This window comes from Providencia sp. PROV236, assembly GCF_033676985.1.
Classification (GTDB): Bacteria; Pseudomonadota; Gammaproteobacteria; order Enterobacterales; family Enterobacteriaceae; genus Providencia; species Providencia manganoxydans.
In genome coordinates this window covers 3399376-3426018 of the sequence record NZ_CP096297.1, presented here as the reverse complement: position 1 = coordinate 3426018, position 26643 = coordinate 3399376, and the positions used below count along the sequence as shown (strand labels likewise).

Below are 26643 nucleotides of genomic sequence, written 5' to 3'. Positions count from 1 at the left end.
CTTAAAGAGGGCTTTGTTTTATTTGATTAAAATTCCAAATTACGAATAAAGCGATAATCAGCCGATTCTGGCTTTAGACGATATAAATTAGCAGGCCTACCTGTTTCTTGCCTTTTTTCACCCGTATCAATCAACAAATCCGCTTGCTCCAAACGGCGGCGGAATGATTTTTTCTGTAGTGTTTTACCAATCAAAACTTCATGGACATGCTGTAACTCAGTCAACGTGAAAACATCAGGCAAAGCGAAACCAGGAACAATGGAGTACAAGGATTTTTGTTTTAATCGTTCACGCGCTATCTGGTAAAGTTGGTGATGGTCAAAAGCGAGTTGCATACTTTCGATTTCTTGAATAGACACCCATCTTACTGAGCTAACGCTATTAATATAGTGTTGGCATGCTTGATAAGCGATGAGAGCGGTATAACAAACGGTGACAGACCAGCCTCGTTTATCACGATAATTATTGCCGATAGTATTCAATTGCTCAATATAGGGAGGGATCACGCCAGTTTTTTCTTTTAATTTACGTAGTATCGTTTGTTCAAGTGTATTGTCCTGCTGTTCATCAATAAATCCGCCCGGTAGCCCCCACATTCCTTTATCAGGATGGTTAGCTCTTTCTACTAATAACACTTTTAATGTTTCCTCATGATACGTAAACAGCACCGCATCTACGCTTATAAGAGGAGAAGGATAGGCTTTTCGATCATATTCAGACAAATACTGATGTTCATTCATGATGTTAGAACCACCACTTATTGATTAATTGATAAGTGAGATTATACGTTAAAAAATTATTTGTGTCATTAAGACACTTACTGCTTGACATGTTGGTGTCTATAAGACAATAATTTGTTATTGTCAAAAAGACACTAACGAGGTTGACTATGTTAAACATTAATTATTTTAAAGCAGATTCATCAACGTTTATTATCAAGTCCGTTAATGGAAAAGTGATTAAACAGGGGAAAGGGTTAAGCTTTTGGTACAATTCAGCGACCACATCTATTGCTGCATTACCATTGAATGCGTTAGAAGCCCCATTTATTTTTAATTTACAAACAGCAGACTTTCAAAGCCTACGTATTCAGGGGCAAATTTCGTTTCAGATTAGTGAGCCTGAGAAAACAGCTGAAGTGCTGAATTATAGCCTGACAAAAGATGGCAAATCTTATGCTTCTGAGGATCCATTAAAACTCAGTGATAGGGTCGTTCGCAGTGCTCAAACGCTGATCCAAGCTCAAATACAGTCAAGTTCAATGCGTAATGCACTATTAATGAGCCAAGCATTAGTGGCAAAAGTGACAGAGCAGTTAGCCATACATTCGGCATTACAAACATTAGGAATTGATATCCTTGATGTTTCAATCTCTGCGATTACACCTTCTCCAGAAACATTAAAAGCGCTTGAAGCCGAAGCCAGAGAATCAATATTAAAAGAAGCTGACGATGCCATCTATACGAGACGAAAATTCTCTGTGGAACAAGAGCGTATGATTAAAGAAGCTGAATTAGAAACCGATTTATCAGTACAAAATAAGCAACAACAAATAGAAGAAGCTCGTTTGGAAAATGAACGCACCCTATTGCGCGAACAGGCTGAAATAGAACAGGAAAGGCTTACGGCTCAAGTTAATGCGGAAGCAAAACGTCATGAACTAGTAACATTAAGCGTTGAAAACCAAAAAACGCAATCAGATGCTGATGCATATGCCATTGAAGCAAAAATGAAAGCTTACCGTGAGTTACCTGTTGAAAACTTAAAAGCGATGGCTTTAGCTAAAATGTCACCGGAGCAGTTAATGGCAATGGCGTTTGAATCACTGTCACAGAATGCAGGCAAAATAGGTGAATTGAATATTTCTCCTGATCTTTTTAGCCAAATGTTCAAAAAAGGGGCTAAAGCATGAAAGGGCTAGATGATATTCGCTTTGTATTAATTATGCGTAAAACTCGTTTACAAGAACTGATTGAACGCTTTAATACTTGGCCGCAAGCTAAATTTTATTTGGAACATAATAACGTAGAAGTGAATGATTATCTTCAGGAGCATGATCATTATCAAAAACAGTTAGTACAAGCGGAATCTATTCTTAAATCACTAGGAAGATTTCAATTATTAGAGCGTTCATTATTACCTAGTTATCAATTTTCACAGCGTGATATTGTGATCGTGATTGGACAAGATGGCTTGGTCGCAAATACGTTAAAGTATTTAAATGGGCAACCTGTGATTGCAATTAATCCAGATCCAGCTCGTTGGGACGGTAAGTTACTACCTTTTGAAATTGGGCAGTTACATGATGTCGTATTGAGCACACTTCAAGACAAAATGCCCAGTAAATCCGTGACTTTTGCTCAAGCAACAACGAATGATGGGCAATCATTGTTAGCGGTTAATGATTTATTTATTGGTCCTAAAAGTCATACATCAGCGCGTTATATTATGAAATGGAACGGTGAACAAGAGTTTCAATCTTCTTCAGGGATCATTGTTTCAACTGGACTAGGCTCTACAGGGTGGTTTCAATCGATTCTAGCAGGGGCTAAAGCAATTATGGGAACGAATGATCATCCATTAACAAAAGGATTTGCGTGGGGAGATAGACTATTACAATTTACCGTTCGTGAACCATTTCCGAGTAACACAACTGGCGTTAAATTAGTTTTTGGGACTATTGATGAACAATTGCCGTTACAACTTGAATCTTTAATGCCTGAAAATGGTGTGATTTTTTCTGATGGTATTGAAGATGATTTTATTCGCTTTAATGCGGGATGTATTGCATCAATAGGAATTGCAAAAACACAAGGACAGCTTATTGGCTAACTTACTTATCAGCTAAATAGCTCCCTAATTTTATAGGGAGCTTAGAATTAGCTAATTTTTTTACGGCGGCCAAAGAATAGCGCTAATAGCCCAAATAGCACAACGGTTCCCCACATTGGCCAATGACTCCAACGTGCATAGGGGGTTAAACCAGTCGTCGGAGTGATAGAGGCTGATAAAGTTGCCGCAGTGAATTGAGGTAATTCAGCTTGAACGGTTCCATCAGCACGAATAATAGCAGTAACGCCATTATTGGTAGCGCGGAGTAGCGGACGTCCGAGCTCTAGCGCCCTCATCCTAGCCATTTGGAAATGCTGCCATGGACCAATAGATTTACCAAACCATGCATCATTAGAAATGGTTAATAAATAATCACTATCAGGTTTGAAATTATCGCGAACCTGAGTGCCTAGAATAATTTCATAGCAAATTGCAGCGGTTAAATGAAGATTGCCAACAGCTAATTGAGCCTGTTGATAGTCACCACGGCTAAATCCTGACATTGGTAAATTAAAGAATGGCGCGATAGGACGTAAGATATCTTCTAGTGGAACGAATTCCCCAAAAGGAACTAAATGGTGCTTGTTATAACGATTTTTTGATGGATAGAGGTACGGTTTATCATCACCTAATACAATGATTGTATTGTAATACGTATAATTGCCATCAATAGGCTTAGCATCGACAATACCTGTAATTAGCTTAGTATTGGATTCTGCTAAGACTGTATCTAACGATTTCAGCCAAGCTTGGTTATCGAGTTCAACAGAAGGTACCGCTGACTCAGGCCAAACAATTAAAGACGCTTTACCAATGTAGGGACTCGATAATTTAATATAGGTATCTTTAATTTGCTGTAAATGGCGAGCTTCCCACTTCATTGATTGCGGGATGTTTCCTTGAACTAAGGCAACCTCTGTGGTTTTAGATCCTAGTGGGGTATACCATTGAAGACTTTTGAGTAATAAAGGTGCAAACAAAAGAATAGCGGCAGCAATAAAGGGTATAAAGCTGCGGCGTACAAGCGCTAAAACAATCAATCCACTAATACTGAATAAGATTAGTGTCATCATCTCGACGCCAAAAATTGGCGCTAGACCCTTTAATGGACCATCAATTTGGCTGTAGCCGAATTGCAGCCATGGGAATCCAGTGAGAATCCAACCACGTAAAAACTCAGTAATTTGCCATATCGCAGGTGCAGCAAATACTAAACGCCATACGGTGGCATTAGGGAAAAATTTGCTAAGTAAATAGCCAAATAAGCCTGTGTAAAGAGAGAGATAGGCTGCAAGTAATATGACTAATAACACATTAACGATTTCTGGCATGCCACCAAAATCAGCAATACTCACATAGACCCAATTGACACCACTACCAAACAGGCCAAAGCCCCATGCAAAAGCAATCGAGAAAGACTGCTTTGGTGGGCGCTGTAATGTGAGTAATTGTAGGAATAGAATGGAAAGAAGTGCGGCTGGCCAGAAGTCAAAAGGCGAAAAAGCCAGTGTACCACTGGCTCCAAAAATTAAAGCCAGTAGCAGCCTAAGCCACTGACTTTGATGAAATGACGTTAAGCTCATTAACTTTTTTCTTCGTCTAAGGTTGGTACCGGTGCGTCATCAGGGATTTTTACATGTAGTAAGATAATCCGACGACTATCAGCCATGGCAACTTTGAATTGATAGCCATCAATGGTGATAACCTCACCCCGTGAAGGTAAGTGACCGAAGGCTTGCATAACAAGGCCGCCAACGGTATCAACTTCTTCATCACTGAAACTGGTGCCAAATGCATCATTGAAGTCTTCAATTTGGGTTAACGCCCTCACTGAGTATGAATGTTGACTGAGTTGACGAATATCAACATCGTCCTCATCGTCGTATTCATCTTCAATTTCACCAACAATAAGCTCTAAAATATCTTCAATGGTAACTAAACCTGAAACACCACCAAATTCATCAATGACGATTGCCATATGATAACGCAGAGAACGGAACTCTTTTAAGAGCCGATCAACGCGCTTACTTTCAGGAACAACAACCGCTTGGCGCAACACCTTATCAATGCTGAATGGTTCTGCATCAGTACGCATAAATGGCAATAAATCTTTTGCCATCAGCAAACCTTCAATATGATCTTTGTCTTCACTGATAACAGGAAAACGAGAGTGTGCAGAATCAATAATAACATCAAGACACTCATCTAAGGTTTGGTTGCGTTTTAAGGTTACGATCTGAGAACGTGGGATCATGATGTCACGTACTCGCTGATCGGCAATATCCATAACACCTTCAAGCATATCGCGGGTGTCGGGATCGATCAGGTCGTTTTGTTGCGAATCACGGATCAGTTCGACCAAATCATCACGGTTTTTAGGTTCACCGTGAAAGAGGTGGTTTAAGAGTGCAAAGAACCCTTTCTTAGGACCAGGGTTGTCACTACTTGAAGAGTTATCGTCGCTCATGGCGTTTTATTAAAAATTCCTCAAATTATAGGTTAGTTAAGGTTGCGGCTATCGTATGGTGAATTACCAGTATTGGCTTTCATCACCATGCATATTCCAAAAATACACAACCCTTTTATTACTTAGATAATATTTAGCATAAAAATAGACTGTGGGTCATTATTTTTCTGCAAGGTAAGGATCAGCATAGCCCAATTCGGCTAAAATTTCTGTTTCTAATCCTTCCATTTCTTCGGCTTCATCATCTTCAATATGATCATAGCCAAGAAGATGTAGGCAACCATGTACAACCATGTGTGCCCAGTGCTCTTCTGCGGTTTTTTGCTGTTCCAGAGCTTCTTGCTCAACCACTTGACGACAGATTATTAAGTCACCCAGTAGTGGCAATTCAACTTCCGGAGGTGCTTCAAAGGGAAAAGATAACACATTTGTTGGTTTATCTTTTCCTCGATATGTCAGGTTTAAATGGTGGCTTTCTGCTTCATCAACCACACGGATAGTTACCTCGCTTTGTGGTTGAAATTTAGATAGCACCGCTTCTAACCAGCGCTGAAACAGCGCTTCGCTAGGCAAGCCTACAGTTTCTTCACTCGCAATTTGTAAATCGAGGATCACTTCACTCATTTAATTATGTTCCTGCTTTTCTAACTCTTTTTGTTGCTCGCGTTCTTCCCTAAGTTGCTGACGGCGTTTGTTGTCTTGTTCTTCCCATTTTTCATAGGCAATAACTACTTTAGCCACTACAGGGTGACGGACAACGTCTTCGCTGTGGAAGAAATTAAAGCTGAGGTCATCAACGTCGGAAAGGACTTCAATAGCATGACGTAATCCCGATTTATTACCGCGAGGTAAATCGACCTGTGTAATGTCCCCTGTAACAACGGCTTTTGAGTTAAAGCCTATACGGGTTAGGAACATTTTCATCTGTTCTATAGTGGTGTTTTGGCTTTCATCTAAGATGATAAAAGCATCATTGAGTGTACGACCACGCATATAAGCTAATGGCGCGACTTCAATAACATTACGTTCAATCAGTTTTTCGACTTTTTCAAAACCCAGCATTTCAAACAGTGCGTCATATAATGGACGCAGATAAGGGTCAACTTTCTGGCTGAGATCACCGGGTAAAAAACCGAGTTTTTCACCGGCTTCAACAGCTGGACGCGTTAACAGAATTCGGCGTACTTCTTGGCGTTCAAGTGCATCAACGGCAGCGGCAACCGCTAAGTAAGTTTTTCCTGTACCTGCTGGGCCGATACCAAACGTAATATCATGATCCAAGATATTCGCAATATATTGTGCCTGATTAGGTGTGCGAGGCTTGATGACACCGCGTTTGGTTTTAATATTAACGGCTTTGCCATAATCAGGAATACTGTCCGCTGCTTGTTCTAGCACACGACTTTCTGATATCGCTAAATGAATGTGTTCAGGGTCAACATCTGGGATAACGCCACGTATCGGTGCCGTTTCAACATACAGCTGACGTAAAATTTTACTGGCAGCTTGGATATTAAGAGGCTTACCTGAAAGCTTAAAGCGGTTATCACGGCGATTAATTTCAATCGCAAGGCGACGCTCAAGCTGCTTGATATTGTCATCGAATGGCCCGCAAAGGCTCATTAAGCGTTGGTTATCTGCGGGCTCTAGAAAGATCTCTTGTGTTGCGATTTGCAACGGTTTTTTATCGGTCACTGAGTATCCTATCGTTAAGGTTGGTAACGACCAACGCCAAGCTCATCTTCTTTACGTGTACGTGCAATGACGGAAGCTGGTGATTCGTTAACGCGTAAGCCCATTTGGTCTTCGGTGCGGATCACTTTACCGCGTAGAGAGTTGGCATAAACATCAACAATCTCAACGTCGACAAACTTACCAATCATATCTGGTGAACCTTCAAAGTTCACAACACGGTTATTTTCGGTACGTCCAGAAAGCTCCATAACGTTTTTACGTGAAGGGCCTTCAACTAAAATTCGTTGTACTGTACCTAACATAGCACGGCTAAAGCTCATTGCTTGTTGGTTAATGCGTTGCTGTAGCAGATAAAGGCGCTGTTTTTTCTCTTCTTCGCTAACATCATCAGGTAGATCAGCGGCTGGTGTACCTGGGCGAGCGGAATAGACAAAACTAAAGCTCATATCAAAATTAACATCGGCAATTAGCTTCATGGTATTTTCGAAATCTTCATTGGTTTCACCAGGGAAGCCAACGATGAAATCAGAGCTAATTAGAATTTCAGGGCGAGCCTTACGTAATTTACGAATAATCGCCTTGTATTCAAGTGCGGTATGAGCGCGTTTCATCAGTGTTAAAATACGGTCAGAGCCACTCTGTACAGGTAAATGTAAGTAGCTGACTAACTCAGGCGTATCTTCATACACTTCAATAATATCATCAGTAAACTCAATTGGATGACTTGTCGTGAAGCGCACTCTATCGATGCCATCGATAGCAGCGACGAGACGTATCAATTCTGCAAATGAGCAAATGTCGCCATCAAAGGTTGCACCACGGTAGGCATTTACGTTTTGCCCCAGTAGGTTAACTTCACGCACCCCTTGAGCTGCCAATTGGGCAATTTCAAAGAGGATGTCATCGCATGGACGGCTAACTTCTTCACCGCGAGTATAAGGAACAACGCAGAATGTACAGTATTTATTACAGCCTTCCATAATGGAAACGAAAGCGGTTGGGCCTTCAGCTCTTGGCTCTGGCAAGCGGTCAAACTTTTCAATTTCGGGAAAACTGATGTCAATGACTGGACTGCGTGTACCTTTTACCTGATTAATCATTTCAGGTAGACGATGCAAGGTTTGTGGGCCGAAGACAATATCGACACTTGGTGCACGTTGGCGAATAAAATCGCCTTCTTGAGACGCCACACAGCCACCAACACCGATAATAATATCGGGATTGTTATCTTTGAAAAATTTCCAACGGCCAAGTTGATGGAAAACTTTTTCCTGAGCCTTTTCACGGATTGAACAAGTATTCAGGAGGAGCACGTCAGCTTCTTCTGGAATTTCAGTGATCTGATAGCCATGGGTGCTTTCTAACAATGATGCCATTTTAGATGAGTCATACTCATTCATCTGGCAGCCCCAAGTTTTAATGTATAACTTTTTATTCGTCGACATGTCTATATCCGGTGTTTTCGAAGTGGCTTAGTATAATGGACTTCGAAACGCGTTGTATACTCGTCATACTTCAAATTGCAGCGTCGTTGACTACGTTCATTCGCACCAGTCACATACTGATGTATGCTCCTAGCGACTCATTCACTTGTCGCCTAGCTGCACTTCGAATTATTTAGAGTAGATACCCGTCATACTTCAAATTGCAGCGTCGTTGACTACGTTCATTCGCACCAGTCACATACTGATGTATGCTCCTAGCGACTCATTCACTTGTCGCCTAACTGTACATTGAATTATTTAAAGCATATACCCGCTATAATTCAAACTATTATATTGTGCGTAGCAGCTCGAAGTATGCTGTGCATAAATCCAAAGTCTTATCTTGTTTTGGGAAGGCGCACGCATTTTTGATCACAAACATCACTCTATGATATGAAAAATGTCAAAATAACCTAAATTAGAGATGAATAGGCTATGTGGTACGCGGCCTCAAAGACAGACTATCGCCCATTATTTTAAAGATTAACCTGTATTGTATTCAATTGAAGCATCAGTGACCAGAGTCTCAGGTTGAGATATTCCCTGCTAGCGTAACAATTTTTCGGTACACTACGTAAATCAAACAGTTAATAGTAGCTAATGTAATGAATAAACTAACAGAAAATTATGATGTTGTCGTGGTTGGGGCAGGAATGACTGGCGCAGCGGCAGCATTAGGGTTTGCTCAAGAAGGCATGCGAGTTGCATTGCTAGAAAAAGCAGAACCAACAGCATTTGATGCGAATAGTGCTCCTGATGTTCGTATTTCAGCCATTAGTCGTTCATCTGTAGACCTACTTAAACAATTAGGTGCTTGGCAGCATGTTGAAGCAATGCGCAGTGCGCCTTATCGGCAGCTTGAAACATGGGAAGAGCAGGGAAGTAACGTGCTGTTCGATGCAGATGATTTAGGTTTACCAGAACTCGGTTTTATGGTCGAAAACCGTGTCTTGCAGTTGGCATTATGGCAAGAGTGTCAAAAATACAAAAATCTAGAGCGTATTTGTCCTGCTCAGCTCACTCATCTTTATCAGTCAAATAGTCAAAAAGAGTGGATTGTTTCACTGGATGATGGTCGTGAACTACAAACTAAATTAGTGATAGGTGCCGATGGCGCAAATTCTCAAGTGCGTAAGTTAGCAGGCATTGGGAGCCGTGGTTGGCAATATCGGCAATCTTGTATGTTAATCACTATTCAAACAGATGAACCTCAACAAGATAAAACATGGCAGCAATTTTTTCCGTCAGGGCCTAGAGCATTTTTGCCTCTTTACGATAATTGGGCCTCATTGGTTTGGTATGACAGTCCAGCAAAAATACGCCGCCTACAATCAATGTCAATGGAACAGTTGACTGAGGCGATTACAGAGGCTTTTCCTGCGCGTTTAGGGGCGGTCAACGCGGTCGCATGTGGTGCTTTCCCTCTAACTCGTCATCATGCTAATCGCTATGTGATTGACGGGCTAGCGCTAGTAGGGGATGCGGCGCACACCATTAATCCTTTAGCGGGGCAGGGAGTGAATTTAGGTTACAGAGATGTCGACAGCTTACTTAAAGTCGTTACCCATGCAAAGGAGTATCTGGGAGCTTGGCATTCACTAGAGGTACTTAAACGTTATCAGCGCCGACGTTTGCCTGATAATTTAGTCATGCAGGCGGGTATGGATGTATTTTATATGGCATTTAGTGAACAGTTACCGGGGTTGAAGATGTTAAGAAACTTAGGGTTAATGGCTGCTCAACGTGCTGGTGAAGCGAAGAAATTGGCTCTGAAATATGCTTTAGGGCTTTGATATTGGGTGATGCGATATCAATTAATGTTACGAGCGAACTCAAAATAACAAAAAACCTGATTCTGATTTAGTATCGAAATCAGGCCTTACTAGCCGCTTAACCAAAAGTGTTCAACTATTGGAGCTCACTTTAGATGGTCAGCGGCCTTTTATTAATTATAGCTATTTATCTTTTGCTACATCAGTAATTTCTGCATGATGAGCGGGCAGATCAAAATTTTCTTCAGTGATAATTGCATCTATGCTTTCACCTTTTTCGGCGAATGCTGCTGCGAGTTTTTCGGTATCTAATTCTTTTTCCCAACGAGCAACAACAATACAAGCACATGCGTTACCAACTAAGTTGGTTAAGGCGCGGCATTCAGACATAAAGCGGTCAATACCCAAGATCAGTGCCATACCAGCAACAGGGATACTTGGAACAACCATCAGTGTTGCAGCTAAAGTAATAAAGCCTGCACCAGTAACACCAGCAGCGCCTTTAGAACTGATCATGGCAACTAATAACAGCGATATTTGTTCCCAAATTGTTAGCTCGATATTGGTTGCTTGTGCAATAAACAGCGCAGCCATGGTCATATAAATATTGGTGCCATCGAGGTTAAATGAGTAACCCGTTGGGATAACTAGCCCTACGACAGATTTTTCACATCCAGCATGCTCCATTTTTCTCATTAAGCTAGGTAATGCAGCTTCTGATGACGATGTTCCGAGCACTAACCACAGTTCATCTTTAATGTATTTGATAAGTTGAATAATTGAGAAGCCATTATATTTAGCCACGGCGCCTAACACGAGTAAAACGAAAAGAAGGGCTGTGATATAGAATGTCAGTATCAGCATCATCAAGTTGCCGATTGATGAGATACCGTATTTACCAATAGTAAATGCCATTGCTCCGAATGCACCGATAGGGGCAAGTTTCATTAGCATGGCAACCATTTTAAATACAGGTTCAGAGAAATTTTGCAGTAGTTTGACGATAGGCTCGCCATGTTTGCCTGTCGCAGCTAATGCAAGGCCAAAAATAACCGCTATAAATAGCACCTGAAGGATATTACCGTTAACAAGAGGGCTAATTACTGTGTCAGGGATAATGTTCATTAGAAAGCCAACGATGGATGATTCGTGAGCTTTTGCGACATAACCTGCAACCTTACTGCTATCTAGAGTTGCAGGATCAATATTTAAACCATCTCCTGGACGAATCACATTGGCGACGATAAGACCAATAATCAGTGCAACCGTTGAGAACGTAATAAAGTAGAGCATTGCTTTTCCTGCAACACTGCCTACTGCCTTCATATTGCTCATACCTGAGATACCCGTTACAACAGTTAAGAAAATAACGGGGGCAATAATCATTTTGACGATTTTGATGAATGCATCACCTAGTGGTTTTAATGATTCACCTATATCAGGAAAAAAGTGGCCAAGTGCGATACCAAGTACGATAGCAACGATAACCTGTACGTATAGGATCTTATAAAGTGGTTGTTTAATTATGTTTTGCATAAGTTTTCTCTGTAAGAACATTGCATCACTGCAATTTATAATTATTAGGTTTGAGAACTTTTTTATTAGAGATGATGGGTTGGATAATGTTTGATTCATGGCGGAAGGCAGATGCTCCCTGAAAGCCATGATCGGATATAACCAAAATCTAGGCGAAGATTACCACTATTGATCGTTATTAAAAAATGACTAAAGTCACATAATTGATACAGAAAATACTTAAAAGTAAAAATATTGTTCGACTTGTTTATTTTTAACACTTAAGTATTTGTAAAATCCTGTTTAGTCAAGGTATTAGCTATCACAATGATAGGTAAAAATGATCCTAATCTAGGCATTATTTGATAGTTAGCTGATGAAAATTACAGAGGAACTTAATTATTAAAGTGAAATAAAGAAAAGTGCTGTTTTGGCTTGATTTTTCATTGAATCATAAACAAAAAAACCACCCTTTTTGAAGGATGGTTTTTTTGTTTATGGCTGTTATTGAAACAGGCATATAAGAATATGGCTGGGGTACCAGGATTCGAACCTGGGAATGCCAGGATCAAAACCTGGTGCCTTACCGCTTGGCGATACCCCAATTTACAAATTTTTCTACCCAGAAGGATAAATGGTGCGGGAGACAAGACTTGAACTTGCACACCTTGCGGCGCCAGAACCTAAATCTGGTGCGTCTACCAATTTCGCCACTCCCGCAAATACTATGGTGGCTATGACGGGATTCGAACCTGTGACCCCAACATTATGAGTGTTGTGCTCTAACCAGCTGAGCTACATAGCCTTATACAGTAAAACTGCTTTTTTGAAAATCACTGTATGGGATTTTTTTCGACAACCCTAGGAGAGGAAAGATGGCTGGGGTACCAGGATTCGAACCTGGGAATGCCAGGATCAAAACCTGGTGCCTTACCGCTTGGCGATACCCCATCCGAGGGTGTCTCTAAATTTGTTTAATTTAAGATGGCTGGGGTACCAGGATTCGAACCTGGGAATGCCAGGATCAAAACCTGGTGCCTTACCGCTTGGCGATACCCCAATCTTAAATTGTTAACCGAGAAGGAAAATGGTGCGGGAGACAAGACTTGAACTTGCACACCTTGCGGCGCCAGAACCTAAATCTGGTGCGTCTACCAATTTCGCCACTCCCGCAAATATGGTGGCTATGACGGGATTCGAACCTGTGACCCCAACATTATGAGTGTTGTGCTCTAACCAGCTGAGCTACATAGCCATCTTTTTGCATTACCTTCGTCGGCGTTGCGGGGCGCATTATGCTAATTACCGCTGAGACAGTCAACAGCTTTTTTCACTATTTTTGTGAAAATGCGTCCGTTTGTTTGATGAATAATCATTTTGTCGATAAAGTCAGCAAAAAACAAGTCGCTAATCCAAAAAACTGTGAGCTATTACCGCAGATTGATTGTTTTTATTGCTTGAAATGGTGATTTAGATTCGCGAAATAACAGCAAAAAACCGAGCTGAATAACTCGGTTTTTAAGCTCAAATTGGATTAATTATCGAACAATTTTTGTAATAACTCACCGTTAAGCATCGCTCGTTTTGTGAGCGCAAAAGCACCAATTGCTGAATTATGTACCAGCTGAGATGTCACTACGGGGAGATTTTCACGAAAGCCTTTCAATGCTTGGGTATCAATGCAGCTTTGAATGGCAGGGAGAAGTATTTGCGCTGCTTCTGTAATATCCCCTGCAATCACGACTTTTTCTGGATTAAATAAGTTGATGGAAATAGCGATTGCTTTACCAATTTGGCGACCCACATGCTGGATCACTTCAGTCGCGAGCGGGTCATTTTTATTGGCCGCTTGGCAAATATGTTGGATAGAACATTGTTCAAGGGTCAGTGAGCTACTAAAGCCTTGCTCTAAGCGTTGTTTAACGCGGTTTTCAATAGCTTGATTTGATGCAATGGTTTCTAGGCAACCGAAGTTACCACAATGGCATAAATCCCCAAGAGGATCGACTTGAATATGGCCAATTTCACCAAGATTACCCCGATGGTTTAATAGGATTTCATTATTGATAACTAATCCAGCCCCTGTCCCTCTGTGAATTCGCACTAGTAGTGAGTCTTCGCAATCCTTTGTCGCGCCAAAGTAGCTCTCTGCGAGTGCTAAACTGCGAATATCATGCCCTACATAACAGGTAATTTTAAAATGGGCTTGTAGATTATCGATAAGGTGCCAATTATCCACTTTAATATGTGGCATATAGTGAACGATACCATTATGTGGATTGACTAGACCCGGTAAAATCACAGAAATGGCGATAAGTTCTTTTATGCGGCGCTGATGAAGGGCGATAAAATCTTCAATAGCTTCGATCAGCTTTTGTTCGACAGCTTGCTGGGATGGTTCTGAGATAGGATAGTGGGCATCAATGAGTTGTTTGCCACTGAGGTCATACAGTGCAACAGTGGCATCATAACGACCTAAACGAACACCTATGGTATGAAAGTTTTTATGTTCTGAAACTATCGATATTGCACGCCGGCCTCCAGTGGAGGCCTGCTGATCAACTTCTTTGATTAAGCCACGTTCGAGTAGCTGACGAGTTATTTTAGTCACACTTGCAGGCGCAAGTTGGCTCTGTTCTGCTATCTGAATACGAGATATTGGGCCTTGTTGGTCAATTAGGCTATATACCACCGCACTGTTGAGTTGTTTTACCAGATCAATATTACCAATTTGCTTTAATGAATGACTATGGTTCATCAGCTATATACTCATTTTTTGTAGACTTCCTCGCCGTTGACGTAAGTTGAGAGGATTTGGAAGTCGTGGTTAAACGCAGTCAAGTTTGCAACTTTACCCGGTGCGATCGAACCCAACTGAGATTCAACGCCGATTGCCCTTGCCGGATATAACGTTGCCATCCTTAATGTTTCATCTAGAGCGATACCGACATGCTCTACCGTATTTTTAACTGCTTCAATCATTGTTAGTGATGATCCGCTGAGCGTTCCGTTCTCATCAACACACAATCCATCACGGTAGTATATGGTTTTGCCTGCAAAGATAAAATGATCCATTTCACCAGTTTGAGGATCAATGCCAGCAGGCGCTGTAGCGTCCGTAACTAAAACTAATTTATCACCTTTCAAGTGTTTACTGTTACGAATATTTGCCCATTGAACATGAAGTCCGTCTGCGATGATACCGGCATACACTTCTGGAGTATCGTAAATAGCACCAACCAACCCAGGACCTCTGCCAGAGATATAAGGCATGGCATTAAATAAATGGGTAGAGAAGCGAATGCCTGCTTTAAAGCCAAGGCGTGCTTCTTCATAAGTGGAATTCGAGTGGCCAGCTGAAACCACAATACCTGCATTTGTTAACTGGCGGATATAGGATTCATCGACCATTTCTGGTGCTAATGTTACTTTAGTGATGGCATCCGCATGGGCAGCTAAATAATCGATCATTTCAGCTGAAGGTTTACGGATAAATTCAGGGTTATGAGTCCCTTTTTTAATGATGTTGATATAAGGGCCTTCTAAATGTAGGCCAAGCGCTTGGTTACGATGAGTTTTTAGGTATTCACTCATCACTTCAACACCATGCTTCATTAATTCATCTGAGCAGGTGATCAGTGTTGGTAGATAGCTAGTACAGCCAGTACGTTCGTTGGCTTTTTGCATTATCTCCAGATGTTCCAATGTCACGTTTTCTTTGTTGTCATTGAATTGGACGCCACCACAGCCATTGACTTGCAGATCAATAAAGCCGGGAGAAAGGATAGCCCCTTGTAAATCGTGCTGTTCGATATCAGCAGGAAGGTCTGCTAAAGGGCAGATATCTTTAATTAGTGTACCGTCAATAATGATTGCATGGTTATCTAATCTTTCATGGCCTGTATAAATAATACAATGAGTTAATGCATACATAGTCTTTGGCTCCTGACTTCTGGAGAGGTAAAACATTGGGTCACCGACTTGCTCTCACAAGTCGGGTGATCGAATGATTACTGGTTAAATTTTTCGATAATGTCAGATTCTAACTGAGTGAAATATTTAAGTGTTTTTACTTTTAATTCAAGTGTTGCAGGCTCATCACAGACAATCAGGGCTTTTTGGTGCATCTGCACACAGCTTATCGTCCATAAATGGTTAACAGAGCCTTCAACTGCTGCTTGAACTGCATTTGATTTATTTGCGCCAGTGGCTAATACCATTAACTCTTCAGCATCCATCAAGGTGGCAACGCCAACCGTCAGTGCAAACTTAGGCACTTGATTAACATCGTTATTGAAAAAGCGTGAGTTAGCGATACGAGTTTCTGGTGTTAGGGTTTTAATTCGAGTACGTGAACTTAATGATGAACCCGGTTCGTTAAACGCAATGTGTCCATCGTTGCCTACGCCACCCATGAACAGATTGATCTTGCCGTAAGACTTGATTTTGTCTTCATAGCGCTGGCATTCTGCATCAACATCTGGCGCGTTACCATTTAGTAGGTTGATGTTTTCTTTTTGAATATCCACATGATTGAAGAAATTATCATGCATAAAAGTGTGGTAGCTTTGCGGATGGTCTTCTGGGATGCCTACATATTCATCCATATTAAAAGTGACAACGTGTTTAAAGCTGACTTTACCTGCTTGATACAATGCAATCAGTGCCTTATAGGTTGCCAGCGGTGTGCCGCCTGTTGGTAAGCCTAAAACGAAAGGGCGTTCTGCTGTAGGGTTGAACGCATTGATTTTGTCTGCAATGTATTGAGCAGACCAGATCCCAACGTCTTGAGCATTTTTTAGCGGGAGGAGCCTCATGATACTTTACCTCTAGTGAAAGTCTGTTAATTCTGTGAAATATAAAATTTTTCTTCACTCAGCTAGCAAAGGTGACATGGCTTTATTACAAACAAGTGATCTCAGCCTGTGACTTTACTATTTCGAGAATGGCCCATGTTTCCTAATATTTTTCATTAACTATAGGTTATTTTAGGGCGTACCGATTCTCCATTAGTGGTACATCGAAATCCAGTAGATAAGTTATTTTTAATCATAAAATAAGTTTTCAATAATAGCCACTAATTTAGCCTCCTTACTAAAGTTATCATTGACATTTATCACAAATCACACCTATTTATTTTGTATCGCGAAAAAATTAATCTAGACTATGAAATTGCTATGCTCAATCACCTAAATTATTATTATGGTGTATGAACTATAAGATCCCGTAAATGGGGCAATAACTGGGCTATAAAGGGGGAGTTTGTGAATATTCTTAGCTACTTACAGCGGATCGGTAGGGCACTGATGGTGCCTGTGGCAGTACTGCCTGCCGCCGCAATCCTTATGGGGATTGGTTATTGGATAGATCCAGATGGTTGGGGTGCCAATAGTGCAATCGCGGCTTTACTGATCAAATCAGGTGCAGCAATTATTGATAATATGTCTGTGCTGTTTGCTATCGGTGTTGCCTATGGGATGTCAAAAGATAAAGATGGTGCTGCTGCGCTGACCGGTTTTGTCGGTTTTCTTGTTGTCACAACACTGTGTTCACCAGCGTCTTATTCAATGATCATGAATGTCCCGCTAGAAAGTGTTCCTGCGGCATTTAACAAAATTAATAACCAGTTTGTGGGTATCCTTGTTGGTGTACTCTCTGCTGAACTGTATAACCGTTATAGTGGTGTTGAACTACCTAAAGCACTGTCCTTCTTCAGTGGTCGTCGACTTGTGCCGATCCTAACCTCTTTCCTAATGATTTTCCTTGCATTCATCCTGATGTATGTATGGCCATTAGTTTATAATGGATTAGTTTCATTTGGTGAAAGTATTAAAGATTTAGGTTCAGTAGGGGCAGGTATTTATGCCTTCTTTAACCGTTTATTAATTCCTGTTGGCCTGCACCACGCTCTGAACTCTGTGTTCTGGTTTGACGTTGCAGGTATTAACGATATTCCTAACTTCCTTGGTGGTGCTAAATCAATTGAAGAAGGTTTGGCAATTCCTGGTATTACAGGTCGTTACCAAGCAGGCTTCTTCCCAATTATGATGTTTGGTTTACCGGGCGCGGCGTTAGCTATTTACCACTGTGCACGTCCTGAAAATAAAGCAAAAGTTGCAGGTATTATGCTTGCTGGTGCTTTCGCTGCATTCTTTACAGGTATTACTGAACCGCTTGAATTTTCATTCATGTTTGTGGCGCCTGTACTGTATGTTATGCATGCTCTGTTAACGGGTATTTCAGTATTTATTGCAGCGTCAATGGAATGGATTTCGGGCTTCGGCTTCAGTGCTGGTTTAGTCGATATGCTGTTGCAATCACGTAACCCACTGGCATTAAATTGGTGGATGCTGATTGTTCAAGGTTTAGTCTTCTTCTGTATTTACTATGTCATCTTCCGTTTCATGATCCGTAAATTCAACCTGTTAACCCCAGGCCGTGAAGTGAGTGCGGGCGATGAAACCATCGATGGCTATGATGAAAACTTGAGTCCTGTAGATAGCACAGACAGCGAAATTCAAAAAGAGGCTCGCCAATATGTTGCTGCGGTAGGTGGTAGCGATAATATTACTGGTATCGACGCATGTATCACTCGTTTACGCTTAGGTGTAAAAGATGCGGCGATTGTCAACGATGCGATGGCAAAACGCCTTGGTGCGTCAGGGGTTATTCGCCTGAACAAGCAAAGTGTCCAAGTTATTGTGGGTACACGTGCTGAACTAGTTGCAGCGGCAATGAAAGATGTTATTGCTAAAGGCCCTATTGCAGGCTCAGCACCAACAGCTGTACCTGAAACAGCGAAAGCGAGTGAATCTGCAAAAGCAAAAGGCGAAACTGTTCTATCGTTAGTTGCACCAGTTAGTGGTGAAGTTTTCTCGCTTGATGATGTGCCTGATGAAGCATTTTCCAGCCGTATTGTTGGTGATGGTATTGCTATCAAGCCAACCAGTGATGAGGTATTAGCACCTGCATCAGGAACGGTAGTGAAAATTTTCGAAACTAACCATGCATTTTGTTTAGAAACAGATAATGGCATTGAGCTAATCGTGCACATGGGTATTGACACTGTTGCATTGAAAGGTGAAGGCTGCGCACGTTTAGTGGAAGAAGGTAGCGAAGTGAAAGCGGGTACACCTATTCTGAAACTGGATCTGGCTTTCTTAGAAGCCAATGCAAAATCTATGATCAGCCCAGTCATTATCAGTAATATTGATGATTTTGCAGGAGTTGAAATTTTAGCTGAAGGTAATGTGACTGGCGGTGAAACGGTCATTTACAATGTGCTGAAATAGTCAATAGACTTATTATATTATTGACAGAGCGAAGGGAGGCGATTTATGCCTCCCTTTTTTTGATCTTCAGAAAAGTTGGCGAAATTTCAAAGTAACTTGTCAGGAATGCGTAAGTCAGCCGTTATTCTCCTCGGTAAGATAACATTACAATAACAAATGGAGATATACCTGTGACTGTATTACTGTGCCTTTTTGGTTTTCTATCTGGGATCACAACGGCTTTATTTGGTTTTGGTGGCGGTTTTATTACGGTTCCCTTGTTGTATGCCTTAATTAGCTTGGTGTGGGGGCCGCAAAGTGAGGCGAATGATGTTGCAATGCAAATCGCTGTTGCGACATCAACTTGTGTGATGATTTTTTCGGCATCGGTATCTAGCCAAGCTCACTACCGCAAAGGAAACTTAAATTGGTCAATCATTCGTCCTTTTATTATTCCAATTTCATTAGGTGGGATTGTTGGTGCGTTTGTTGCACTGTCAGTGGAAAGTGAATGGATCCGCTGGGTGTTTATTGTTTACTTGATTATCACTATCTTGGATTGTTTCATTCGCCCAGGTTTTATGAAAACCGATTCGAATGGCATTCAACCTTCTAAAGGTGGCATTTTTGCGGATACGCCTATTGGAGTCGTGATTGGCGCGGTTGCTGCGTTTCTTGGCGTGGGGGGGAGTGTGATGACAGTTCCTTTAATGCGTCGACGTGGTGCGAGTATGATCCAAGCGGCGGCGTTTGCGAATCCGTTAACATTACCGATGGCGATTACGGGGACGCTAACTTACCTCTACTTTGCATTGACGAAAGATATTGAATTGGGTAGTGGTTTTATTGGCATGATTTATATTAAAGGCGCATTAATTTTAATTGCGACCTCATGGTTAGGGATCCGTTTTGCTGGTTTATTGATGCCTTATTTAAGTGATAAACGTCATGCACAAAGCTATCCAATTTTATTGTTTGTCGTGTTATGTGTGATATTAGCTGCGTAATATAACGATTGTATACTCTAAATAATTCGTGTTACAGCTAGGCGGCCAGTGAAGATAGTCGAGGAGCATAGATAACTATGTGACTCGGCTAGCTAAACGCAGCCAACAACGCTGTGGCGCGAAGAATGAAGAGTATATGAGATCAAACGGTTGTTTCCTGACAGATTATGGTAGACTATAGCTTGCTATTACGCGCTTTTGGCATTGAGGAATGATGACAATGAATGAGGCAGAAACTCGCCCAACAAATTTTATCCGTCAGATCATTGATGAAGATCTGGCGAGTGGGAAACACACTTCGGTACAAACTCGTTTTCCACCTGAACCAAATGGCTATTTGCACATTGGCCATGCAAAATCAATTTGCTTGAATTTTGGGATCGCACAGGACTATCAAGGCAAGTGTAACTTACGTTTTGATGATACTAACCCTGTTAAAGAAGACGTTGAGTACGTTAATTCGATTCAAGAAGATGTGCAGTGGCTCGGGTTCCAATGGAGCGGTAAAGTTCATTACTCTTCTGATTATTTCGATACTTTGTATCAATATGCCATTGAGTTGATCAATAAAGGATTGGCTTATGTTGATGAGCTGAGCGCAGAACAGATCCGTGAATACCGCGGTACCTTGAAAGAGCCAGGTAAAAATAGCCCATATCGCGACCGTAGTATTGAAGAAAACTTAGCACTGTTTGAAAAAATGCGTGCTGGTGGCTTTGAAGAAGGTAAAGCTTGTTTGCGTGCAAAAATTGACATGGCGTCACCTTTTATTGTTATGCGTGACCCTGTTTTATATCGTATTAAATTTGCCGAGCACCATCAGTCTGGTAACAAATGGTGTATTTACCCAATGTATGATTTCACGCATTGCATTTCTGATGCGTTAGAAGGTATTACACATTCATTGTGTACATTGGAGTTCCAAGATAACCGTCGTTTATATGACTGGGTTCTTGATAATATCACGATTGATTGTCACCCTCGCCAGTACGAATTTTCACGCTTAAACCTTGAATATACCGTGATGTCTAAGCGTAAGCTGAACCAATTGGTCACTGATAAATTGGTTGAAGGTTGGGATGATCCGCGTATGCCTACTATTTCAGGTTTACGTCGTCGTGGTTATACCGCGGCATCTATCCGTGAATTCTGCCTACGTATTGGCGTGACTAAGCAAGATAACAACGTTGAAATGGCATCGTTAGAGTCTTGCATCCGTGACGACTTAAACGAAAATGCTCCTCGTGCAATGGCGGTTATTGATCCTGTTCGTTTAGTGATTGAAAACATGCCTGCTGGCGAAGAGATTTTAACTGCGCCAAATCACCCGAACAAGCCAGAGATGGGCACACGCAAAGTCCCATTCAGCAATGAATTATATATTGATCGTGCTGATTTCCGTGAAGAAGCTAACCGTCAATATAAGCGCTTGGTATTAGGTAAAGAAGTTCGCCTGCGTAATGCATACATTATTAAAGCAGAACGTGTGGAAAAAGATGCAGAAGGTAACATTACAACGATTTACTGCACCTATGACCCACAAACACTGAATAAAGACCCAGCAGACGGACGTAAAGTAAAAGGGGTTATTCATTGGGTTAGTGCTGCACATGCTCTACCTGCTGAAATTCGTCTTTACGATCGCTTGTTTACGGTAGCAAACCCTGCTGCGGAAGAGGATTTTGTCTCCGTTATCAACCCTGAGTCATTAGTTATTCGCCATGGTTTTGTTGAGCCAAGCTTACGTGAAGCTGCAACAGATAAACCCTATCAGTTTGAGCGTGAAGGCTATTTCTGTGCCGATAATCGTTTAAGCAGTGCTGATAAGTTGGTGTTTAACCGTACCGTAGGGTTGCGCGATACATGGGCTAAGATCGAAGCGCAATAATTTCCTCGTCATACTTCGCACCACATCGTTGTTGGCTGCGCTCAGCTAGTCGGGTCACATAGTTATCTATGCTCCCCGACTATCTTCACTGGCCGCCTAGATGTGGTACGAGTTATTTAGAGGAAATACTGTGATGGCTAATGGCTTCAAGGCGACAGATAAAATCTTAGTGCCTTAGTTGATGCTAAGATTTTTTTATGTCTGCTAATTTAATCGCGTTATCTATGCTCCCCCGACTATCTTCACTGGCCGCCTAGATGTGGTACGAATTATTTAGAGGAAATGCTGTGATAGCTAATAGCTTCAAGGCGACAGATAAAATCTTAGGATCTTAGTGATGCTAAGATTTTTTTATGTCTGCTAATTTAATCGCGTTATCTATGCTCCCCGACTATCTTCACTGGCCGCCTAGATGTGGTACGAATTATTGAGAGGAAATGCTGTGATAGCTAATAGCTTCAAGGCGATAGATAAAATCTTAGTGTCTTAGTTGATGCTAAGATTTTTTTATGTCTGCTAATTTAATCGCGTTATCTATGCTCCCCGACTATCTTCACTGGCCGTCTAGATGTGGTACGAATTATTGAGAGGAAATGCTGTGATAGCTAATAGCTTCAAGGCGACAGATAAAATCTTAGTATCTTAGTGATGCTAAGATTTTTTTATGGCTATAAGATAATTGAGATGCTTATGAAATAGCTTTTAAGCATTGTGTAAATATTCACTAGGGCATAAAGCGATAGCCAATCCCAGTTTCGGTGAGTAAATGGATGGGGCGGGCAGGATCATTTTCCAGCTTTTGCCGTAAATGCCCCATATAAATACGTAGGTAATGATTATGCTCAACATAATTAGGCCCCCAAACTTGTAGTAGCAGGTGGCGTTGAGTGAGCACTTTGCCACTGTTGGCGACTAGCTCACTGAGTAAGCGAAACTCGATTGGTGTTAGGTGCAGTTCTTCATTTTGTTTGCTGACGATCCGATTAATAAAATCAATACTGATATCACCAAATTGAAATACTGAGCTTTCTTGAGTGACTTTACCAAAGCGCCGTAAGGCTACACGGACTCTAGCCAGTAATTCACTAATGCCAAAAGGTTTGGTCAGGTAGTCATCAGCTCCTGCATCTAATGCTGCAACTTTTTGTGATTCTTCTTCACGTGCGGATAATACGATAATTGGAATGCTGCTCCATTGGCGTAAATCACGGATCAGATCTAACCCATCACCGTCAGGTAAACCCAGATCCAGTATTAATAGATCAGGCTGGCGAGTTCCTGCTTCAATGAGGCCTCGATGACAAGTTTCAGCCTCAAAAACTTTCAAGCCTTCCCCCTCCAATGCTAATCGGACAAAACGACGAATTTCTTTTTCATCTTCAATGATCAGTATTTGATGGGGGTTCACAATAGTTAGTTATCTCTTCAATATCAGGTAATGATTTAAAAGGTAAAACAAAGTGGAAGCTGGCTCCACCTTTTTTATTATTTTCAGCCCAAATTTGCCCATCATGTAATTGAATAATAGCTCGACAGATGGCTAAGCCAAGGCCAACACCGGGGATGGCGGACTCTTTTTGTGCCCGTGAAAATTTATCAAAAATAATGTTTTCTTGTCCATCGGGGATCGCATTACTCGCATCCCAAACCTCAATATGTACTTGATTATCTTCTATTTTAGCACTAATTCCCATTGGAGTGTCAGTATCACTGTATTTGACCGCGTTCTCAAGTAGATTAATTAGTACTCTCTCAATTAAATTGCCATCACAGTAAAGTAATAGATCCGCAGGGATCTCAATAGACAAAGGGTGGCTATATAATGTGTAATCAAGTGTCCTTACTGCACTACCGGTAATTTCTTGTAATGATTGCCATTCAAAATTAGGTTGAATACTTCCTGATTGTAGGCGTGCCATATCCAATAAGTTATTCACTAAACGTGAAGTACTAAGTATTTGCTGACGCATTTGGTTAACTTGTTCAGTATAAGGCGAATTTTCAGCGCTAAGGTTTAAAGTTAAAATTTCAGCTTGGCCAAATAGTACAGTAAGTGGTGTTTTTAAATCATGGGATAGTGCAGCGAGTAATGAATTACGTAATTGCTCGCGTTCGATATCGAGTTTTGCCAATTCCGCCTGTTTTGCCAGTTTTAAACGTGCAAGTGCATTAGCGATTAATCCAGTGAAGGTTTGTAACATTCGTTGTTGCTCAGGGATCAGCAACTGACGTAAATTACTAGGCTCAATAGCCAGTACAGCAAGTGTCTGATCAGCTGTAGTAATTGGCTGTAATTGATAAGGAACACTTGGCAGTGTATCTGTACCTGCGCCAGCAGGTTGGCGTTTCTCGAAGCTCCATTTAGCAATGGCTTGGTCAATTTGCATGGGGCTGTAGCCTTCACAAGATAATGGTGCTAAATGGTTATCTTCATCTGGCAATAATAAGCAGGTTTTTGCTTGAAAGGCATTATTAATGAAATGATACCCTGTTTTGCCAATATCTTGTTCAGTAAGCGCTTGACCTAATTCTTTTGTCATTTCATATAAATGGCGTGTACGTTGTTCTCGATAGCGTGCTATCCGAGCCTGATAGCGCATGCCCGCAGTTAAGTTACCCACGACAACACCGACAATTAGCATCACAGTAAATGTCACTAAGTACTGCATATCCATGATGGCTAGAGAAAAGTGAGGTTGAACAAAAAATAAGTCAAAACTAATTACGTTAATTAGGGCTGCAAAAACAGAAGGGCGGCGGCCATAAAAGAGTGCGATTAAAACGACGCCAAGTAAATAAAGCGTGACTAGGTTGGCTTTATCGAAAGCGAGTAAAAAAGTTCGTGAGAAAAGGGTAATTGCGGCGCACATCGCAATCGCCATTAAAAAACCGTTAACATCTGTGCGCCATTTTTCCGTAAAAGGTTTGCGCTCAGGATCTTTTAGCCAATCATGTTTTTCTTCGAGTGCCACAATCACTAAATCAATATCAGGTCCTAATGCGCCTAACCGTTCGGCAAAACTTCTACGAGTCGTGAAATCAAACCACTTACGGCGCTTAATGCGCCGACCGATTAAAATTTTACCCAGATTATGCTCTCGGGCGTAACGTAACACGGCTTTTTCTTCGGATGGATCAGATAGGGTTGCTGTTTCAGCACCGAGATCTTGTGCTAAGCGCAATGCTTTAAGAATGGCTCTACGATGACCTTCAGGTAACTGATGTAAGGTGGGTGTTTCAACATAAACAGCATGCCAAACAGAGCCTAATTTGGCAGCCAGTCTTGCTGCTGCACGAACGAGTTTTTCATTACCACTGTTGTGACCGATGCAAAGCAGTAAGCCATCGCGAGTATGCCAAACAGGCGCTTGCCCTTTACCATCACGAAACTCACGCATTTGCCCATCAACGCGATCAGCGGTACGTCGTAAAGCAAGCTCGCGTAGTGCAATTAAATTACCTTTACGAAAAAAATGCTCAATAGCGCGTTCAGCTTGCCCTGGGATATAGACTTTGCCTTCTTTTAAGCGCTGACGCAGATCATCAGGCGGTAGATCCACTAAGACAATTTCATCAGCGGCATCGAAAATATGATCAGGGACGGTTTCACGAACGCGGATCCCCGTAATACTTCCCACTACATCATTCAAACTCTCAATATGTTGCACATTAATGGTGGTTAGAACATCAATACCCGCATCGAGTAACTCTTCGACATCTTGCCATCGCTTAGGGTGGCGGCTTCCCATTGGATTACTGAAGGCGAGTTCATCCATTAAAATAATCGCAGGGTGCCTTGCTATTGCAGCATCAATATCGAAGCTGTTCATACGGCGTCCGCGATGATTTAAACGACGAGGTGGCAGCAGAGATAGCCCTTCGAGTAGTGCGGCAGTTTCTTCTCTTTCATGTGTTTCCACGACCCCAACAAGTACATCTAACCCTTGTGCGCGCAATCGTTGCGCTTCTTGTAGCATGGCGTAGGTTTTTCCGACGCCTGCACAGGCGCCGAAAAATATTTTAAGTTTACCACGCCCACTTTCATTCGCTTTTATCAGTAGTTCGTCTGGGTTTGGGCGAATTGGGTCTTGATTATCCATAGCTAGCCTCAGTGAGCCGGTAGGTTAAGCTGTTGTTTTAGCTCATCCAGAGCCATATTGAGTTGCAATACATTGACGACAGGTTCGCCGATAAAACCAAATAATGGTTTTTGGGTTTGTATGGCAATCAATGATTCTACGTCTTTTAGTGACAGCTGTCTGTTTTTCGCAATACGTGGTGCTTGGTAGAGCGCTGCGGAGACTGAAATATCAGGATCTAAGCCACTCGCTGAGCTAGTTAATAGATCCACAGGTAATATCGATGTTGCATCTGGGTTTTGCGCTCTTAATTGTTGACTACGTTGAGAAAAAGCTTCATTTAGTTCAGGGTTACTGACCGCAAGGTTACTCGCACCGGATGCGAGAGCATTATAAGGGTGATCAGCAGTCGCGGAGGGGCGCCCTAAAAAGTAATTCTCAGATTGGTAGTTTTGACCAATTAAAACCGAGCCAACTACACGGTTATCTTGTTCGATTAAAGAGCCTTTAGCCTGCCAAGGGAATAGGACATTGGCGATCCCCGTGACAAATAAAGGATAGGCAACCCCAGTAATTATCGCCAGTAACGCTAATACTACGATAGATGAACGGAGCATATTCATAATTGATCCC

General features: G+C 41.6%; 19 protein-coding genes and 7 tRNA genes. 6 read left to right on the top strand and 20 right to left on the bottom strand.

The genetic code is table 11. The features are described 5' to 3' along the window. Positions 1–26: 26 nt before the first annotated feature. Positions 27–740: an NUDIX domain-containing protein gene (locus tag M1E96_RS15780; protein ID WP_272581311.1), complete on the bottom strand. Its 714-nt coding sequence runs from the start codon at positions 738–740 to the stop codon at positions 27–29. 149 nt (positions 741–889) lie between these two features. On the opposite strand from M1E96_RS15780, the gene M1E96_RS15775 reads away from it, so the two are divergent. After that, on the top strand, positions 890–1912 hold the full coding sequence (locus tag M1E96_RS15775) for an SPFH domain-containing protein (protein ID WP_319068931.1): 1023 nt from the start codon (positions 890–892) through the stop codon (positions 1910–1912). Next, positions 1909–2832 carry a sugar kinase gene (locus M1E96_RS15770; protein WP_070925055.1) on the top strand — a complete coding sequence of 308 codons (924 nt, stop codon included), beginning with the start codon at positions 1909–1911 and terminating at the stop codon, positions 2830–2832. The genes M1E96_RS15775 and M1E96_RS15770 overlap by 4 nt, the downstream gene beginning before the upstream one ends. Positions 2833–2879: 47 nt before the next feature. Here M1E96_RS15770 and lnt read toward each other — a convergent pair whose 3' ends face one another. The 5 genes from lnt to miaB all read right to left on the bottom strand — a co-directional run bounded on the left by lnt (position 2880) and on the right by miaB (position 8439). Continuing rightward, positions 2880–4415: an apolipoprotein N-acyltransferase gene (lnt, locus tag M1E96_RS15765; RefSeq protein WP_272581310.1), complete on the bottom strand. Its 1536-nt coding sequence runs from the start codon at positions 4413–4415 to the stop codon at positions 2880–2882. Continuing rightward, a complete protein-coding gene (corC, locus tag M1E96_RS15760; protein ID WP_070925053.1) occupies positions 4415–5299 on the bottom strand; it encodes a CNNM family magnesium/cobalt transport protein CorC in 885 nt (294 codons plus the stop codon). Before corC ends, lnt begins: the two co-directional genes overlap by 1 nt. 159 nt (positions 5300–5458) lie before the next feature. Continuing rightward, entirely contained in the window at positions 5459–5923 is a 465-nt protein-coding gene (gene ybeY / locus M1E96_RS15755; protein WP_272581309.1) for an rRNA maturation RNase YbeY, read from the bottom strand. Further along, positions 5924–6922 carry a PhoH family protein gene (locus M1E96_RS15750; protein ID WP_272581317.1) on the bottom strand — a complete coding sequence of 333 codons (999 nt, stop codon included), beginning with the start codon at positions 6920–6922 and terminating at the stop codon, positions 5924–5926. An 86-nt stretch (positions 6923–7008) separates the two neighbouring features. Next, complete coding sequence (gene miaB / locus M1E96_RS15745) at positions 7009–8439, bottom strand: tRNA (N6-isopentenyl adenosine(37)-C2)-methylthiotransferase MiaB (RefSeq protein ID WP_140182786.1); 1431 nt, start codon at positions 8437–8439, stop codon at positions 7009–7011. Positions 8440–9083: 644 nt separating this feature from the next. On the opposite strand from miaB, the gene ubiF reads away from it, so the two are divergent. Next, complete coding sequence (ubiF, locus tag M1E96_RS15740) at positions 9084–10271, top strand: 3-demethoxyubiquinol 3-hydroxylase (protein WP_272581308.1); 1188 nt, start codon at positions 9084–9086, stop codon at positions 10269–10271. Between the two features lie 162 nt (positions 10272–10433). On the opposite strand, the gene M1E96_RS15735 is transcribed toward ubiF, so the two are convergent. The 11 genes from M1E96_RS15735 to nagB all read right to left on the bottom strand — a co-directional run bounded on the left by M1E96_RS15735 (position 10434) and on the right by nagB (position 16582). Beyond that, positions 10434–11774: a dicarboxylate/amino acid:cation symporter gene (locus M1E96_RS15735; RefSeq protein ID WP_233445796.1), complete on the bottom strand. Its 1341-nt coding sequence runs from the start codon at positions 11772–11774 to the stop codon at positions 10434–10436. 520 nt (positions 11775–12294) lie between these two features. Then, positions 12295–12369, bottom strand: a tRNA-Gln gene (locus tag M1E96_RS15730). 31 nt (positions 12370–12400) lie between these two features. Next, a tRNA-Leu gene (locus M1E96_RS15725) sits at positions 12401–12485 on the bottom strand. Between the two features lie 8 nt (positions 12486–12493). Then, positions 12494–12570, bottom strand: a tRNA-Met gene (locus M1E96_RS15720). 71 nt (positions 12571–12641) lie between these two features. After that, positions 12642–12716, bottom strand: a tRNA-Gln gene (locus M1E96_RS15715). Between the two features lie 34 nt (positions 12717–12750). Then, positions 12751–12825: transfer RNA gene (locus tag M1E96_RS15710), tRNA-Gln, on the bottom strand. Positions 12826–12853: 28 nt separating this feature from the next. Next, positions 12854–12938, bottom strand: a tRNA-Leu gene (locus M1E96_RS15705). Between the two features lie 5 nt (positions 12939–12943). After that, positions 12944–13020, bottom strand: a tRNA-Met gene (locus tag M1E96_RS15700). Between the two features lie 279 nt (positions 13021–13299). Next, positions 13300–14523 (bottom strand): ROK family protein, encoded by a 1224-nt coding sequence (locus M1E96_RS15695; protein WP_369096171.1) that lies wholly within the window; start codon positions 14521–14523, stop codon positions 13300–13302. An 11-nt stretch (positions 14524–14534) separates the two neighbouring features. Continuing rightward, on the bottom strand, positions 14535–15698 hold the full coding sequence (nagA, locus tag M1E96_RS15690) for an N-acetylglucosamine-6-phosphate deacetylase (protein ID WP_070925049.1): 1164 nt from the start codon (positions 15696–15698) through the stop codon (positions 14535–14537). A 77-nt stretch (positions 15699–15775) separates the two neighbouring features. After that, on the bottom strand, positions 15776–16582 hold the full coding sequence (gene nagB / locus M1E96_RS15685; protein ID WP_070925048.1) for a glucosamine-6-phosphate deaminase: 807 nt from the start codon (positions 16580–16582) through the stop codon (positions 15776–15778). Between the two features lie 447 nt (positions 16583–17029). Between nagB and nagE the strand changes: the two genes are divergently transcribed. The 3 genes from nagE (at position 17030) to glnS (ending at position 21931) form a co-directional block, all read left to right on the top strand. Beyond that, positions 17030–19057, top strand: coding sequence for an N-acetylglucosamine-specific PTS transporter subunit IIBC (gene nagE, locus M1E96_RS15680; protein ID WP_319068926.1), 2028 nt, complete (start codon positions 17030–17032; stop codon positions 19055–19057). 170 nt (positions 19058–19227) lie between these two features. Next, on the top strand, positions 19228–20043 hold the full coding sequence (locus tag M1E96_RS15675) for a sulfite exporter TauE/SafE family protein (RefSeq protein WP_070925046.1): 816 nt from the start codon (positions 19228–19230) through the stop codon (positions 20041–20043). A 220-nt stretch (positions 20044–20263) separates the two neighbouring features. Next, entirely contained in the window at positions 20264–21931 is a 1668-nt protein-coding gene (glnS, locus tag M1E96_RS15670) for a glutamine--tRNA ligase (protein WP_272581305.1), read from the top strand. 724 nt (positions 21932–22655) lie between these two features. On the opposite strand, the gene kdpE is transcribed toward glnS, so the two are convergent. The 3 genes from kdpE to kdpC are packed head-to-tail and all read right to left on the bottom strand — an operon-like array spanning position 22656 to position 26633. After that, positions 22656–23339 (bottom strand): two-component system response regulator KdpE, encoded by a 684-nt coding sequence (gene kdpE / locus M1E96_RS15665; protein ID WP_283126785.1) that lies wholly within the window; start codon positions 23337–23339, stop codon positions 22656–22658. Then, positions 23311–26031: a two-component system sensor histidine kinase KdpD gene (kdpD, locus tag M1E96_RS15660; RefSeq protein ID WP_319068921.1), complete on the bottom strand. Its 2721-nt coding sequence runs from the start codon at positions 26029–26031 to the stop codon at positions 23311–23313. Before kdpD ends, kdpE begins: the two co-directional genes overlap by 29 nt. A gap of 8 nt (positions 26032–26039) precedes the next feature. Then, the gene (gene kdpC, locus M1E96_RS15655; protein WP_272581334.1) at positions 26040–26633 is read right to left on the bottom strand and encodes a potassium-transporting ATPase subunit KdpC; all 594 of its coding nucleotides are present in this window, start codon (positions 26631–26633) and stop codon (positions 26040–26042) included. Positions 26634–26643: the final 10 nt, after the last annotated feature.